This window comes from Devosia sp. Micro-HW1 (assembly GCF_056341075.1).
In genome coordinates, this window is the sequence record NZ_CP094375.1 from 1,140,244 (window position 1) to 1,156,568 (window position 16,325).

The following is a 16,325-nucleotide window of genomic DNA, read 5'->3' on the forward strand; positions in this document are numbered from 1 at the left end:
TCCGCGAATAGGTGCATTCGGGGGAACGTCATGGTTTTGAACCTCGCCGTCGAGCCCGTATCTTCGGGCGCTGCTCAGATGAGTGAATTCCGCTATCGCCCCGCCATGGGCGAGCGGACAGTGCTGCCCGAAGGACCGCAGAAGCCGGCGGCCAATGCCAAGCCGGGCGATCGCGAGTCCCTGCCCTTCGGCCGGAAGTCCAATGCCAAGGACGTGCCGGTCGAACCCGAGCGCAATCGCACGGCCGATTTCGCCGCCGCCGTCATTGCCGGCGCCCTGTCGCCGACGCCCAGGTCCATGGAAGAGCTGCTCCGTCGCATCGGTTCGGCGGAAATCCCGCAGGAGTCCCAGGCGCGGCTCAAGGACCTTCTGGCTTAAGTTAACGCTTTGCTAGAACTCCCATTCGTCACCTTACGCAAAAGCCCCGGTTTCCGGGGCTTTTCTATTCTGGGCACATAAATTCTCGCGCAGTATTTGCCCAATATTTCGGCATCCATTTAACCGTTCCTTAGAGCCTGCCGGATGAGGATCGCCTCAGCCTCAGGAAGAGGTGTTTTTGTTTGCGTATCCTAGAAAAGGAAAAGCCAAATGGCTGATATCTCTCTTTCGAAAGCCGTCCGTTCGAACCTGCTGTCCCTCAAGGGCACTGCCGACATGATGGCTTCCACCCAGAACCGCCTCGCCACTGGTAACAAGGTGAACTCGGCTCTGGACAATCCCTCCAGCTGGTTCACTGCCAAGGGCCTCACCAACCGCGCAAGCGATCTGGGTTCCCTGCTCGACTCCATGGCCAATGGCGTCAAGACTCTCCAGGCTGCGGACAATGGTCTCTCGGCCATGACCAAGACCCTGGAGTCGATGCAGTCGACCCTGCGTCAGGCCCGTCAGGACAAGTCCTTCCAGACCGCCTCCTACACGGTTCCGACCAATGCCACGGGCAGCCTGTCGTTTACCGGCGGCGCCCTCGACAGTACTTCCTCTATCGCTCTGACTAAGGCCCAGCCTGCCAAGATCACCGGCGGTGCTGACTTCGACCTTGGCGGCGACGTTGCTGCTCATGGCTTCAGCATCGCTGCTGGTGGCGTGGAATTCGACGAAGCTGCCGACGCCGTGTCGTTCACTCTCGCGCTGAACGGCGAGACGAAGACTGTCACCATCAACCAAGAAATGGCGTTGGCTGTTGACCCGGACGGCGTTCTGGAGACTGGTGCCAAGTTCGTTGAAGCCATGAAGGCTGCGATGACCGAGGCCGGCTTCGATCCGGCAGGTTACGAACTCACCGCATCCGGTCAGGACATCACCCTGAAGTCGACCGTTGAAGGTCACGATTCGGAAGCTACCATCTCGGCACCGACCTATCCTGGCGCCGCCACGACCACTACGGACCTGAGCAACACCGACACCGGCCTTGGCACCCTCGTGACCACTGCCGCCGTGACTGCCGGCACTGCGAGCTTCACTATCACCGCCGGTGATATGACGACCGCTACCATCAACCTCAACGGCAACGATCACAACACGCCGGAAAAGGCTGCTGCGGAAATCAACAAGCAGATCAAGATTGCGAACGATGCTCTTGATGCAGATGAACGCGTCACTCTGACTGCAAGTGTTGAAAACGGCCGTCTGGTTCTGACCGGCGCCCCGGATGGCACCGGCCCTGACATCACGATGTCTGCCGGTGGCGACGACGTGTTCGGTACTGTCGCCCAGCGCGACACCAAGCTGGCCTCCCAGACCGGTGGTGCCACCAAGACTGTTGACGAACTCGTGGCTGAGATCAACGCCAAGACGCTTGCCAATGGCGATGACAATCCGCTCAAGGGCGCGATCCGTGCTTCGAACGACAACGGCAAGCTGCGCATCGAGAATCAGTCCACGTCGGAACTGACAATCAATGGCATCAACTCGTCGGGTGCTGCTGACGGTGTCAGCATTGCCGATGAGACCCTGCGCGCCTCGATCGACGGCAATTCGGTCCGTGCCGGCCTGGCTGATCAGTTCAACGAACTGCGTGACCAGCTCGACAAGCTTGCCGACGACGCTTCGTTCAACGGCATCAACCTGCTGCGCGGCGACAAGCTGGCCATCACCTTCAACGAGACTGGTACGTCGTCCATCGACATCCAGACCAAGGACGGTGACACGATCAACTCGTCGAACCTGGGTGTGTCCACCACCCTGGACAAGGCCGACCTCGACAGCGACTCCAAGATCGACGAAGAGCTGGGCAAGCTCAAGTCGGCTCTGAACGAAGTCCGCTCGCAGGCCTCGACCTTCGGTTCGAACCTGTCGATCGTCGAGAATCGCCAGACCTTCACCAAGGCGATGATCAACACCCTGGAAGACGGCGCCGGCGACCTCACCCTGGCCGACATGAACACGGAAGCTGCGAACCTGCTGGCTCTGCAGACCCGTCAGTCCCTGTCGCAGAACTCGCTCTCGCTGGCGAGCCAGGCCGACCAGTCGATCCTGCAGCTCATCCGTTAATCGGAAGAATCGCAGTTCAACCAAAAAGGGGGCGGGTCGAAAGACCCGCCCCTTCCCTATTTCGCCAGCATTTCCGCGGAATTTCATGGTTTATGATACGTCAATCCGCATGGTTAACGCCCCTTTAAGAAACTGCGGTTAACTCTTTTGACCAAGGGGCCGGAACGGCCTGAGGCAAGGATTGCAATAGATGGCGGACATCTCTCTCTCAAAGGCCGTGCGGGCCAATCTTCTCTCGCTCAAAGGCACCGCCGACATGATGGCGACGACACAGAATCGTCTCGCCACCGGCAACAAGGTGAACTCGGCTCTGGATAATCCCTCCAGCTGGTTCACAGCCAAGGGCCTCACCAATCGCGCAAGCGACCTTGGCGCGCTAATCGACTCCATGGCCAACGGCATTCAGACGCTGCAGGCTGCGGACAATGGTCTCTCGGCCATGACCAAGACCCTGGAATCGATGCAGTCGACCCTGCGTCAGGCCCGTCAGGACAAGTCCTTCCAGACCGCCTCCTACACGGTTCCGACCAATGCTACGGGCAGCCTGTCGTTTGCCGGCGGCGCCCTCGACGGTACTTCCTCCATCGCTCTGACTAAGGCCCAGCCTGCCAAGATCACCGGCGGTGCTGACTTCAACCTTGGCGGCAACGTTGCTGCTCAGGGTTTCTCCATCAACGCTGCCGGCGTGGACTTCGACGAAGCTGCCGACGCCGTGTCGTTCACTCTCGCGCTGAACGGCGAGACGAAGACTGTCACCATCAACCAAGAAATGGCGTTGGCTGTCGACCCAGACGGCATTCTGGAAACTGGCGCCAAATTCGTTGAAGCCATGAAGGCTGCGATGACCGAGGCCGGCTTCGATCCGGCAGGTTACGAACTCACCGCATCCGGTCAGGACATCACCCTGAAGTCGGCCGTTGAAGGGCACGATTCGCAAGTCGCCATCACTGCGCCGACCTATCCTGGCACAGCAACGACGACTTCGGACCTGAGCAACACCGACACCGGCCTTGGCACTCTCACCACCACGGCCTCTGTGGCTGCTGGCACGGCAAGCTTCACTATCACCGCCGGTGATATGACGACCGCTACCATCAACCTCAACGGCAACGATCACAACACGCCGGAAAAGGCTGCTGCGGAAATCAACAAGCAGATCAAGATTGCGAACGATGCTCTTGATGCAGATGAACGCGTCACTCTGACTGCAAGTGTTGAAAACGGCCGTCTAGTTCTGACCGGCGCCCCGGATGGGACCGGCCCTAACATCACGATGTCCGCCGGTGGCGATGCCGTTTTCGGTACTGTCGCCCAGCGCGACACCAAGCTGGCCTCCCAGACCGGTGGCGCTACCAAGACTGTTGACGAGCTGGTCACCGAGATCAATGCCAAGACGCTTGCCAATGGCGATGACAATCCGCTCAAGGGCAGGATCCGTGCCTCCAACGACAATGGCAAGCTGCGCATCGAGAACCAGTCTACCCAGGAACTGTCGATCAACGGCGTCAATTCGGCGGGCGTCGCCGATGGCGTGAGCATTGCTGACGAAGCCCTGCGCCGCACCATCGATGGCAACGCCGTCCGCGCTGGCCTGACCACTCAGTTCAACGAACTGCGTGACCAGCTCGATAAGCTCTCCGATGACGCTTCGTTCAACGGCATCAACCTGCTGCGCGGCGACAAGCTGACCATCACCTTCAACGAGACCGGCACCTCGGCCATCGACATCCAGACCAAGGAAGGCGAGACCGTCAATGCGCTGAACCTGGGCGTCCCGACTGAGTTGAAGGAGGAGCAGCTCGATAGCGACGTCACCATTGATGAGCTGCTGACCGGCCTGAAGGCCGCCCTGGACGAAGTCCGCTCGCAGGCGTCGACCTTCGGTTCGAACCTGTCGATCGTGCAGAACCGCAAGTCGTTCACCGAGGCGATGATCAACACGCTGGAAACTGGCGCCGGCAACCTGACCCTGGCTGACATGAACACGGAAGCCGCGAACCTGCTGGCGCTCCAGACCCGCCAGCAGCTCTCGCAGAACTCGCTGTCGCTGGCCAGCCAGGCCGATCAGTCGATCCTGCAGCTGTTGCAGTAAATCGGTTACCAAGCATAATTTTAGAAGGCGGGCCCAAAGCCCGCCTTCGTTGTTTTCGCCGCAATCTCACGCTAGACAGATCGGATCACATTTTCAGTCGGGGGCAATGCCGAAATGGCGCTCAAGGTCGAACTCAAACCCGGCGAAAAACTGCTGGTGGGCAACTGCATCATCACCAATTCCGACCAGCGGACGCGCCTGTTTATCGACGGCAATGCCCCGATCCTGCGTGAGAAGGACATCCTGACCTCCGAAACCGCCAATACGCCCGCCAAACGCATCTATTTGGCGGTACAGCTCATGTATATCGATGAGGACATGGCCAAGGCTCAGGAAACCTACAATGAAATGTCGAGAGACTTTGTGGCCGCAGTGCCCAGTTCTCTACCGATTGTCGACCAAATCAATAACGAGATATTAACCGGGTCCTTGTACAAGGCTTTGAAAGCGTCGCAGAAGCTTATCGAGTACGAACAGGACCTGCTGAATCATGCATCAAACCGGCGCCCAAGCGTATAATCAGACTGCCAAAGTCGTCGAATCCCCGCGCCAGCGTGAATCTGCGCTCCTGATGAAGGCCGCTGCCGGCCTTCAGAGGGTCAAGGATGAATGGGATACCTCGACCCAGGAGGAACTGCGCTCGGCCCTGACGTTCAACCGCAAGCTCTGGACCATCTTCATGTCCGCGGTGACCCAGGACGACAGCCCGCTGCCCAGCGAGATCAAGCAGAACATCGCCAACCTGGGCATGTTCGTGATGAACCAGACCCGTGAAATTCTCTACGAGGGCGTTCCCCAGGCCGAACAGCTGACCGTGCTGGTGCAGCTCAACCGACAGATTGCGGCGGGCCTGCGCGGCATGTAAGCCTCTGGGTCATGACCAAAGAAAAGCCCCGCATCGCTGCGGGGCTTTTCTTTTTTGAGGCGATGGTCCGGGCGGCCTGGCAACCTCTACGAACACAATGCCGTCCTCGGGCTTGACCCGAGGACCGGTTTCCGCCGGCATATTGTGCCCGTTCTGGGTGGCCCGAAGGCGGCGCGGTAGGACAAAGTAGAATGTGGCTGGCAGAACCAGCAGACAATTCGGGGTCATTCCCGCAAAAGCAAGAACCCCGGAAGGGCGCCCCCAAACAGAGATCCCCGCTTTCGCGGGGATGACGTCGCAGAACAGGTCCAGTGCGCCTGTGTTCCGAGTAGCCCCGGGTCAGGCCCGAGGACGGAGCGGTGTGGCGGGCTCCCTACCCTCTAAAGGTAGTTCACCAGGCTCAGTTTGCTGACCATCGCAGTCATCTGGTAGCTGGCGGTGAGCCGGGTCTGCAGCGCCAGGATTTCCATCGCCACGTCCTCCTTGCTGACCGTCTCGACATCGCTGAGGAGATTGTCCAGCTGGGCCTTGTAGTTGGTATGGCGGTCGCCTGCCGCCTTGAGGCCCGCGCGGGCAACGCCCAGTTCCATGGTGATCAGTTCGATCGAGCCGCGCTCGGAGTTCCGGCTCTCGGACAGTTCCAGTTGCTGGCGGCGCGCCATGGCGTCGAACCGCAGCTTGGCGGGGTTGAGGTCGATCGAATTGGGATCGGCCGCATTGGCGATCTCGGGATAAGTCTCGACCGTCATTGCCGCCATCGAGCGGATCATGCGGAGGTACCCGCTCTCATTGGCCTGCATGCCATAGGCGACGCGCCCGGAATCCTCGACTGCCGCCGTAACCGACTGCCGCGGATTGCCCTCGGCATCGGCTGCGGCCTCGGTGACCGACCGGGTCATGGCCTTCTCGAAATTGGCTGCAGTCTCGGCTGCATCGGCACCAATGGTGAACTGGCCGGGGCCGGCCTTGCCGGCAACGGCAGTGAGCGTCACGTTGCGCACCTTGCCGTCTGGCTCGGTCAAGGTGAAGGTGATCGTGTCGTTGGGCACCACCGCTGTGTTGTCGACAACGTTGACAGTCATGTCGACAGGCGGCCCTGCATTGCGCACGGCGGTAATCGCCGCAGGACGCGACGACGTCGCATTGGTAATCTGGAAGCCGTGGGCGCTTGAAGCCGGCATTTTCTGGGTCAGGGTGACCGTCTCGTCATCCCGACCGGCAGTCAGGCGGCCCATTCCAATGGCAGAGACAGAGGCCGTCTGCCCGCTATACCACATCACCGTATCAGTCTTGGTGGCAACCCGCATGCTGGTCGCGTTATAGAAGTCGCCCGTGCCGCCATCATCGACCCGCAGGACGGGTTCTCCTGCCGCATTGAAGAAGTTTTCTGCCGCCACGAAGGTGGAGGCAGCCTTCAACTCAGCACCTGCAGCCCGCTGCAGCGTGGCTTCAAGGGCGGACATGAAGTTGTCGCTCGTGCCGGCGGCATTGTCTTCGATATAGTACTCGTTCACCCCCAGTGGCGGAGCAGTGGCCGGATCGTCGGGTTTGGCAACCGCCTTGACCGTAATGCTGACCGACTCGCCGTCGGGCAAGGTGAGGCGCAGGCTGACCGTATCCCCTGGCGCGACCGCATCGGGCGGGGCGGGGAAAGTGAACGACACCTCAGCCGGGTCGCTTTCCAGGCCGAGCGCGTTCATCGTGATATTGCTGCCGCTGACGCTGGTGTCGTCGGTAAGCTTGAAGCCGAATTGGTGGGGACCATCTTCGGACAGCGTCACCGTGACTGGCAGTGCCGGATCGACCGGGGTCACCACATCGCTGGCAAGGTTGAGTCGGCCCGTTCCGTTGCTTCCCAGGTCGGCCATGACCTGCTGATTGACGACGGTCTTGAAACCAACCCGACTTCCCGACCCTTCCAGCAGCTCTGTTGTCGTCGGCAAAGGCGCCCGGTCGGTAATCGAGCCACCAAACAGGTAGCGACCGCCAACATCGGAATTGAGCAGCGTCACCATTTCGTCGAGACGCGCCCTGGAGAGCGCGGAAATGGTCGCCATATTGATATTGCTCGAACCATACTGGCCCTGCACTGCAGAGTTGCGGGCCTCGCCTTCGATCTTGTCCAGGCGGGTAAGGGCGTTGTCGTAAAAGCTCAGGCGCAGGTCGACCTGCTCGATGCTGGCATTGTAGCCGGCGATGGTGTTGAGGCGCGAGCGTACCGAAAGGGAGACCGGCAGGTCTCGCCCCACATCGGCCAGGGTCTGCGCTTTCTCGCCGGTACCGAGCTGCATCTGGAGCAGGGCGAACTTGTCCTGCATCTTGGAGATGACGCCGAACCCGGTCTGCAATGGGAACATCGACTTGTTGACGATCATGACGCGTTACTCCCTCAGGTCGACGCAAACAGCGTATCGAGCAGTTCCTTGACCACCGACACAACACGGGCATTGGCCGCATAGGCGCTCTGGAGCTCGGTCAGGCGCGCCATTTCCTCGTCCATGTTGACGCCGTACTCGCTTTCCATCTGGGTAGTGATGGTGTCGAGCGTCAGCTGACGACTGTCCCGGGCGGTGAGGGCCGAACCGATGGTCGTGCCCTGATAGTTGAGCACCTGTTCAATCAGCTGTTCGACCGTGCCATTGAGCTGGTGCCGACCTTCATTGGCCGCCGGCGAGCTGCCGGAGACAAAGTTCATCGACTTGAGCTGGTTGAGCAGGTATTCGGGCCGCGCCGCATCGCCGAGCGTGCCGTCAATGTCGAACTGCACCAGGAGCCGATTGTCCGAAATCACCGCAGGATTGACGGAAATGCGGGCGGCAAAGCCCACGATCTGCGGCGGGTCGGTATCGAGATTGTCGGTAAAGGCCGAATTGCCCTGGTCAACGAACAGGGCCATGGCCATTTCACCCTGCTGGGTGCCGCTGGCCGACGCCCTCGTCGTGAGGCCGGTAATGTCGCGCGTGCCACCAGGATTGCCGTCGTCGAGCACCTGCAGCTTGCCGGCGCTGGGGCTGCTGATGGCCAGGCCGGGCAGCTTGCCCTGCAGGATGGCCGCTGCCGCCGTCGTGTCGGACAGGTCGACCGAGATCACCCGCTGCCCGCTGGCATCGATGAAATCCTCGCCATTGGTGCTGTTGATGATGCGGACGCGCTGATTGGCACCGTTCTGCGTATAGTTGAGCAGGATGTCGTTGCCAGGCTTGAGATGGGAGACATCGGCCACGAGCCCTTCGGCTCCGCCTGCCCCCGTGGCAGCAGTGCCCTGGGTAGTGATGGTATTGAACGCCGCGGCAAGGCCGGCAGCAATCTCGTCGAGCTGGTTCTGCGCCTCGACCAGGATCTTGTCGCGCAGGTTCACGAGACCGGCAAGTTCCCCGCCCTGCAGCACACCCTGTTGCACGAGGTCGATCGTCAGGCCCGAGGGCGTCGTCAGCGACAGCACACCGACCTTGCTCTTGTCGGGATCGATATTGGCCTGCGCCGTCGGCGACAGCGCGCCTGCCGTGGTGAACTTGAATGTGGAAAAACCATTGTCGAGCAGGCCGACGCCGGACCGGGTCATCAATGCAACGGTGCCATTGGGGCGATATTCCGCCTGCACGTCGATGACTTCGGCAACCGAGGCCACGAGGCGGTCGCGCTGGTCATAGAGCGCGGCACGGGCCGTATCGGTCATGCCCAGGTCGAGCATGCGGTTGTTCACCTCGTTGAGCGAGATGAGCATGGCATTGACTTCGGACACGTCATTGGCGATGCGCGTCTCGGTCTCCTGGCGCAGCTCCTGGATGGTGCTGGACAGCGAATTGAGCCGCTGCGCCATGGCCTGGGCCTCGGCCACGACATTCGCGCGCGTCGGATAGTCATCGGGGCTGGTGGCCAGCGCCTGGAGTGAATTCTTGAACGAGCCGAACATGGTATCAAGCGAGCCTGCAGAGCCGGGCTTGCCGAGATAGCCCTGGAGCTTGTTGAGATAGTCGCCCATCACATTGGAAGAGGCGGTATCCGATACCTGACGGTTGTAATAGGTCTGAAGGCTGAGGTTGAAGGCCCGGTCGACACCGGCGGAGCGCGCATACGTCGAGTTGATCGACGAATAGTCGATGATGTTCAACGACTGCCGGTGATATCCGGGCGTGCCGGCATTGGCGACGTTGCGGCTCAGGATCGTAATTGAATCCTGGCTGGTCCTGAGACCCGAGACAGCGTTGGAAAGCGACGAAATCAGACCCATGACGGTGGCCCTCAAACAGGAAACTGGCCCGGAGCCTTAAGCCCCGGACCGTGTATTCAGCGTCCGCCTCAGCGGATCATGTTCAGGGCTTCCTGCAGCATCTCGTCGGCAGTCGAGACGATGCGGGTGCCGGCCGAGTAGGCCTGCTGGGTGATGATCAACTTGGTGAACTCGTCGGAAATGTCGGTATTGGACGCTTCGAGAGCGCCGCCGATAATGCCCGAGCCGGAGAGATCGAAGATCGGCTCGCCCGATTCCGACGTCGCTTCGTAGACGCCGCCATCGAGGCGCTTGAGCGAGTTGACGCCGTTAAACTGCGCCGTCACCACCTGCGCCATTTCGATACGCTCGCCATTGGAATAGGTCGCCACGACGCGGCCGCTATCGGTGATGGCAACGGACAGGAATTCACCGGCGCCGTAGCCGTTCTGGTTGAGGGTCGAAACCGTCACCGTGCCGTTGACGTCGGCAAACTGGGAGACACCATTGGTGTCGTGCGCCAGCACCACGTCGCCGATCATCACGCCATTGACGCGCAGGCCGGAAATGGTGGCCTGCGGCACGCTGGTGGAGAGCGAGCCATTGCTGTTGAACTCATATTCCTGGCCGATATTGGTCCAGGCCGGCGAGCCGCCGACAGCTTTACTGTCCGAGAGATAGAACAGGTTCCACTTGTCCGTGCCGCCCGAGGCGGCGCTGTCAACCTTGGCCCAGCGCAGCTGCACGTTCACCGGTGCACCATTGCTGGCATAGACGGTGATGGCGCCGCCGGAAATGGTATTGGCAACGAAGTCATCGGCATCATCGGCCGAAATCGTGTTGACCGTCCCGAGGGTCGGGTCGGACGATGCTTCGTTCACCGGATCGATACCCAGTGCGTTTGCAAGCGCAACCGTGGTGCCGGTAATGGCGAAGCTGGCGTGATAGTCCTGGCCCAGGGTCACCTCGAACTGCCCGCCGGTCAGCTTCACGGTCGCCGAACCAGCCGCGCCGCCGCCGAAGTCGCGAAGCTCGGTCTGCATGCTGGCCAGCACGTCATCGATGTCGTTGGGCGCAGCCACGTCGATGGCGACGCCATCAGCGGGCAGGGTCGAGGGCACGACAGTGCTGTCGTAGAACTTGAAGTTCACCGCCACGCCGTTGACGGTCATGGTCATTTCGCTGCCCGGCGTGAACATGCCGATGCCGGGAGCGGTCCCGTCAATGCCCGGGGCAGCGACTGCGCCGGTCAGGCTGGCGGTCGCCTTGGTTGCACCGAAGTTCTCGGCGCCGAGCAATTCGCTGTTATAGACGTTTGCCTTGTAGCTGGCCGTCTTGGGGAGCTGCGGCAGGTTCGACTGATAGTTGATGGTGGTCGTGCGGTTGGCCGGCAGGAAGGCGTTCGACAGCTGGATCACTTCCGGCACGGAGCCCGAAATGTTGCCCGTGGCCGGATCGATCGGCAGACCCTTGAGGTAATAGCCGGCGCCGTTGACCAGGAGACCATCCTTGTCGATCTCGAAGTCGCCGCGGCGGGTGAAGTAGTTCGAGCCGGCAAACACCGAATTGCCGTCCGACTGGCCGACCTTGGGTTCCACGACGAAGAAACCGGTGGAATTGAGCGCGATATAGGTCTCGTTGGAGCTGGTCTGGATATCGCCCTGGATATTGTTGGTGGCGCGCGACTGCGCCAGCACCGCACCCGGCACCTGCGACTTCAGCGGCGCATCGGGGATGAGATCGAGGAAACTCGTCTCCATGCGCTTGTAACCGGTGGTCTGCGAATTGGCGATATTGCCCGAAATGTTCTCCAGCGCATGCGACTGCGCCCGCAGGCCGGTCACCGCACTGGAAAGAGCCCCATAGATACCCATCTGTAACTCCGTAATCCCCGTTGCACCGCAAGGCGCGTTCACAGCCAACAATGCAAACGCGATGCCAAGTGGCGGAGTCGTTGATTTCGTTGCGTTTTTCGGCTCCGGTCAGAATAAATGCGGCGGCAAAGCGGCAATTGAGTCCGACCTCACGGCAGTTTTTGCCGGTTGCTTGTGAAACTGAGGCGCTTCCGCTACATCCTCTTCAGCACTCAGGGTCATTCCCCGCGAAAGCGGGAAACCCTGTTGAAAGAATTCGACACAAAACGGAGGTTCCCGCTTTCGCGGGAATGACCCGGAGAAGGGGCGACGACGGTCGTTCTGCGCCAATATGCTGTTTTCCAGCGTCGATGAGTTCGTGAAGGCCCCGCGTCGCGCCGTGACCGTGTTTGGCATGGCCGGCGTCGGCAAGACGAGGCTCTCCAACATCCTGCGCGCCAATCACTGGTTCCACTACTCGGCCGATTACCGCATCGGCACGCGCTATATGGGCGAGTTCATCGTCGACAACTTCAAGCGCGAAGCCATGAAGGTGCCCTTCCTGGCGCAGCTTCTGCGCACGGATTCGATCTATATCTCGTCCAATATCACCTTCGACAATCTGGACCCGCTCTCGACCTATCTCAGCACGCCCGGCGACCCCAATCGTGGCGGCCTGCCGCTTGAGGAATACCAGCGTCGCCAGGAGCAGCATCGCGTGGCCGAAATCGCCGCGCTCTGCGACCTGCCCTATTTCATCGAGCGCGCCAAAACGCTCTACGGCTATGACGATTTCATCGCCGATACCGGCGGCTCGCTGATCGAGGTCATAGACCCCACAAATGCGGACGACCCGGTGGTGAAGGCGCTCGCGGCAAGCACCGCCCTGATCTATATCCGCGGCACCGAGAAGGACGCCACGGAACTGGTCAAGCGGTTCAAGAAGTCGCCCAAGCCGATGTATTATCGCCCCCATTTCCTCGTGGAAAAATGGGCCGAGTACAAGTTGATAAACGGCATCCTGGACGACTGCGACGTCGACCCGGCCGGCTTCGGCGCATGGGGCTTTGAAGCTCTGCTGCATGACCGCCTGCCGCGCTACCAGGCGCTGGCCGACAATTTCGGTTATGTCGTGGAGGCCAGTGACCTGGCCACGGTGCGCGACGGCGACGAATTTGTCGACCTGGTGGCCGCCGCTATCGAGAAGCGAATGCGCTAGCGCGCTCCTCGGGGCGGTGCCCGGCACCATCCCGATCCAGGAGCGCGCAGACCGGACCGCGCGTTCTGCAACGCGACGGCTTGAATCGCCTTCTCGCTTTATCCAGATAAGAGGCTGATATGCCTATCCGAATTCCCGACAACCTGCCCGCGCGCAAGACCCTCGAGGCCGAGGGCGTCTATGTGATGGATTCCAGCCGCGCCGCGCGGCAGGACATCCGCCCGCTCGAGTTCGGCCTGCTCAACCTGATGCCCAACAAGGAGCGGACGGAGACCCAGTTCACCCGGTTGATCGGCGCCACGCCGCTGCAGATCAACCTGAGCCTGGTGCGGGTGACCGACCACCAGTCCAAGAACACGTCCGAGGACTACCTCAACACCTTCTACCAGACCTGGGAGGAGGTGAAGGAGCGCAAGTTCGACGGCTTCATCGTCACCGGCGCACCGATTGCCAATATGCCCTTCGAAGAGGTCCGATACTGGCCGGAAATGCTCGAAATCATGGAATGGACGCGCACCAATGTGCACCACACCATGTTCATCTGCTGGGGTGCGCAAGCCGCCCTGCACCATTTCCATGACGCCAAGCGCTACCGCATGAATGAGAAGGCCTTTGGCGTCTTCCGGCACAGGATAGTCAAGCCAGGCTCGCCCTGGCTGCGCGGCATGTCTGACAATCCGATGGTGCCGGTGTCGCGCTACAACGACATCGACCGCACGACGCTGGGCGACGGGCTCGACATCCTGATCGACAATGAGGATCTGGGCTTGTGCATGCTCGAGGACAGGAACGGCCGGTCGGTCTATTTCCTCAATCACCTCGAATATGACAATCGCTCGCTGGCCGACGAATACGAGCGTGACGTCAAGGCAGGGCTCGACACCCCGCCACCGGTGAACCTGTTCCCCAATGGCGACACCAGCGCCGAGCCTGAAAACCGCTGGCGCAGTCATGCGCATCTCTTGTTCCAGAACTGGATCAACGAGATCTACCAGACGACGCCGTATCGGCTTGAAGAGATTGGAAAATGACGGACGGGGCCGCTAGGCCCCGTTTTCATATGCAGCGACGCCGCCGGCCCTTGTAAACACCTCTCCAGCCCCTAACTTGCAATCATCACGGGGACATCCGCATTGCCGCAGCCGCCGACGACCATCACCGACGAACTGGGCATTGCCCTTTCCAACCTCGCCGACAGCGCAACCGGGGTACTGACGCCCACATTGCGGCTCGGCGTGACCGGCCTCAGCCGCGCCGGCAAGACCATTTTCATCACTGCGCTGGTGCACAACCTGTTGACGCAAGGCCGCCTGCCCGGCTTTGCGCCGCTGGCCGACGGGCGGTTCATCGGGGCGCGGCTCGCCGAATATCCCGACGCGACCATTCCGCGTTTCGCTTATGAGCAGCACCTGGCGGCGCTGACTGGTCATCCACCCATCTGGCCCGATGGCACGCGTCGCATTTCACAATTGCGGCTGGTGCTGAAATTCCAGTCGGCCAAGTGGTGGGCCGGCCTGCGCGGGCCAGCCACGCTCAACCTCGATATTGTCGACTATCCGGGGGAATGGCTGCTCGACCTGCCGCTCCTTGGCCTCAGCTTTGCCGAATGGAGCGCCGATGCGCTGAGCCGGGCGCGCCTGCCCGGCCACGAAAAAGAGGCCGGCGACTTTCTCGCGGCGCTGGGCAGCATGGATGTGAGCCAGGATGCCAGCGACCTCGCCGCCGAGCACCTGGCGCAGACCTTCACAACCTATCTGCGGCGCAGCCGCGAGCATGGAGCGCTTTCCACCCTGCCGCCCGGCCGTTTCCTGCTGCCCGGCGATCTGGAAGGCTCACCCGCGCTGACCTTCGCGCCGCTACCGCCTCCCTCAGGCGCGGTGCGCCATGGCAGCCTCTACGCCATGCTGGAGCACCGCTACGAGGCCTATAAGGCGCAGGTGATCCGCCCCTTCTTCCGCGATCACTTTGCCCGGCTCGACCGGCAGGTCGTGCTGGTCGATACGCTGCGCGCGCTCAATACCGGACCCGAGGCGGTCAACGACCTCGAGACCGCGCTGACCTCGGTGCTCTCCTGCTTCCGGCAGGGCGAGGCCAATCCGCTGCTGCGGCCCTTCACCCGCAACATTGACCGCATCCTCTTCGCCGCGACCAAGGCCGATCATGTGCACCACACCAGCCACGATCGGCTGGAGGCCATTCTCAACCGGCTCGTCGCCAATGCCCGCAAGCGCGCCAGTTTTGCTGGGGCGGAGACAAAATCCATCGCCATGGCCGGCATCCGCGCCACCAGCGAGGGCACGATCCGCGAGGGCGGGGAAACCCTGCCAACGCTGATCGGCACGCCGTTGGCGGGAGAGGTACTGGACGGCGTCACCTATGACGGCAAATCGGAAATCGCCTTGTTTCCCGGTGACTTGCCGGAGCGGCCGGATTCTCTGTTCGAGGATGGCAAGCCGGTGGCGCTCAATTTCCTGCGCTTCACCCCGCCCCAGAAGCTTGAACGCAATGCCAATGGCGATCTGGTCCTGCCCCATATCCGTCTGGATCGCGCCCTTGACTATCTCATTGGAGACTGGATGGCATGAAGCGTCCCGTAGCTCGCCCCGTCGACAAGGTCGAAACGCCGGCTGAAGCCTTCCGCGCGCCCCGCGCCTTCACCCCGGACAGGGCGGAAATCGTCGAAGTTGCCTTCGAGCCGGAGGCCGAGCCGGACCTCGTTGCCCCCTTGCCACGCCGTATAAGCTTCCTGTCGAAACTGGCCTGGACCAGTGGTGGCATTCTCATTTCGGCTGGCCTGGGCCTCGCCGCTGACCGGTTGATCCGCGATCTGTTCGCCACCCAGGAATGGCTGGGCTGGATCGGCCTCGGCGTGCTGGGCGCCTTCCTTGTTGCCGTCGTCGCCCTCTTCATTCGCGAAATACTGGCCCTGCGGCGGCTCTCCGTGCTGGACGCCATGCGCGCCGAGGCAGCGCGTGCGCATGCCGACAACGATCGCAAACTCGCCGGAACGATCGTGGACCACCTCAACGGCGTCTATGCCGACCGGCCCGACCTGGCCCGCGCCCGCGAAACGCTCAATAGCCATGTGGGCAGTCTGTTCGATGGTCATGAAGTCATCGCACTGGCCGAACGCAGCCTCATGGCACCGCTCGATGCACGCTCGAAGGCGCTGGTGGCGGCTTCCGCGAGGCGGGTGGCGCTGGTGACGGCCGTGTCGCCGCGCGCGCTGATCGATATTGCTTTCGTCATCTATGAAAGCGTGCGCCTCGCCGGCGCCATTGCCACGCTCTACGGAGCCCGCCCAGGCTTCTTTGGCTTCTGGCGGCTCGCAGGGTCAGTCCTGGCGCATCTGGCCGTTACCGGCGGCCTTGTGCTGACCGATGGCGTGGTCGAGCAGCTGGTGGGTCAGGGCCTTGCCGCAAAGCTCTCGGCGCGGCTGGGCGAAGGCGTGGTCAATGGCCTGATGACCGTCCGGGTCGGCATTGCGGCAATGCGCGTGGTGCGCCCCCTGCCCTTCGAGGTGCTGTCACAACCTACGGTTCGGGATTTCATTCCCGAACTCACCAAGGTCATGGCCGACACGCCGCGCAGTTGAG

Annotated in this window: 12 protein-coding genes; 9 read left to right on the top strand and 3 right to left on the bottom strand. The window is 61.6% G+C overall.

Going from position 1 to position 16,325, the window contains the following annotated elements; genetic code table 11:
* Positions 1-30: 30 nt before the first annotated feature.
* From MQW79_RS05310 to flaF, 5 genes are all read left to right on the top strand, one after another.
* Entirely contained in the window at positions 31-378 is a 348-nt protein-coding gene (locus tag MQW79_RS05310; RefSeq protein WP_476587257.1) for a hypothetical protein, read from the top strand.
* 210 nt (positions 379-588) lie between these two features.
* Complete coding sequence (locus tag MQW79_RS05315) at positions 589-2,490, top strand: flagellin N-terminal helical domain-containing protein (protein ID WP_476587259.1); 1,902 nt, start codon at positions 589-591, stop codon at positions 2,488-2,490.
* Positions 2,491-2,680: 190 nt separating this feature from the next.
* The gene (locus MQW79_RS05320) at positions 2,681-4,582 is read left to right on the top strand and encodes a flagellin N-terminal helical domain-containing protein (RefSeq protein WP_476587261.1); all 1,902 of its coding nucleotides are present in this window, start codon (positions 2,681-2,683) and stop codon (positions 4,580-4,582) included.
* A 114-nt stretch (positions 4,583-4,696) separates the two neighbouring features.
* Positions 4,697-5,101 carry a flagellar biosynthesis repressor FlbT gene (gene flbT / locus MQW79_RS05325; RefSeq protein ID WP_476587262.1) on the top strand — a complete coding sequence of 135 codons (405 nt, stop codon included), beginning with the start codon at positions 4,697-4,699 and terminating at the stop codon, positions 5,099-5,101.
* A complete protein-coding gene (flaF, locus tag MQW79_RS05330) occupies positions 5,073-5,447 on the top strand; it encodes a flagellar biosynthesis regulator FlaF (protein ID WP_476587263.1) in 375 nt (124 codons plus the stop codon). Before flbT ends, flaF begins: the two co-directional genes overlap by 29 nt.
* A gap of 380 nt (positions 5,448-5,827) precedes the next feature.
* Here flaF and MQW79_RS05335 read toward each other — a convergent pair whose 3' ends face one another.
* The 3 genes from MQW79_RS05335 to MQW79_RS05345 form a co-directional block, all read right to left on the bottom strand.
* Positions 5,828-7,822 carry a hypothetical protein gene (locus tag MQW79_RS05335; protein ID WP_476587264.1) on the bottom strand — a complete coding sequence of 665 codons (1,995 nt, stop codon included), beginning with the start codon at positions 7,820-7,822 and terminating at the stop codon, positions 5,828-5,830.
* 14 nt (positions 7,823-7,836) lie between these two features.
* Positions 7,837-9,678: a flagellar hook-associated protein FlgK gene (flgK, locus tag MQW79_RS05340; RefSeq protein WP_476587266.1), complete on the bottom strand. Its 1,842-nt coding sequence runs from the start codon at positions 9,676-9,678 to the stop codon at positions 7,837-7,839.
* A 68-nt stretch (positions 9,679-9,746) separates the two neighbouring features.
* Positions 9,747-11,531 (bottom strand): flagellar hook protein FlgE, encoded by a 1,785-nt coding sequence (locus tag MQW79_RS05345; RefSeq protein WP_476587267.1) that lies wholly within the window; start codon positions 11,529-11,531, stop codon positions 9,747-9,749.
* Between the two features lie 331 nt (positions 11,532-11,862).
* On the opposite strand from MQW79_RS05345, the gene MQW79_RS05350 reads away from it, so the two are divergent.
* The 4 genes from MQW79_RS05350 to MQW79_RS05365 all read left to right on the top strand — a co-directional run bounded on the left by MQW79_RS05350 (position 11,863) and on the right by MQW79_RS05365 (position 16,324).
* Positions 11,863-12,729, top strand: a complete 867-nt coding sequence (locus MQW79_RS05350) for an ATPase (RefSeq protein ID WP_476587268.1) — start codon at positions 11,863-11,865, stop codon at positions 12,727-12,729.
* Between the two features lie 119 nt (positions 12,730-12,848).
* Positions 12,849-13,760 carry a homoserine O-succinyltransferase gene (locus tag MQW79_RS05355; RefSeq protein ID WP_476587269.1) on the top strand — a complete coding sequence of 304 codons (912 nt, stop codon included), beginning with the start codon at positions 12,849-12,851 and terminating at the stop codon, positions 13,758-13,760.
* 102 nt (positions 13,761-13,862) lie between these two features.
* The gene (locus MQW79_RS05360; protein ID WP_476587271.1) at positions 13,863-15,314 is read left to right on the top strand and encodes a YcjX family GTP-binding protein; all 1,452 of its coding nucleotides are present in this window, start codon (positions 13,863-13,865) and stop codon (positions 15,312-15,314) included.
* Positions 15,311-16,324 carry a YcjF family protein gene (locus tag MQW79_RS05365; RefSeq protein WP_476587272.1) on the top strand — a complete coding sequence of 338 codons (1,014 nt, stop codon included), beginning with the start codon at positions 15,311-15,313 and terminating at the stop codon, positions 16,322-16,324. The genes MQW79_RS05360 and MQW79_RS05365 overlap by 4 nt, the downstream gene beginning before the upstream one ends.
* The last annotated feature ends 1 nt before the right edge of the window (position 16,325 follow it).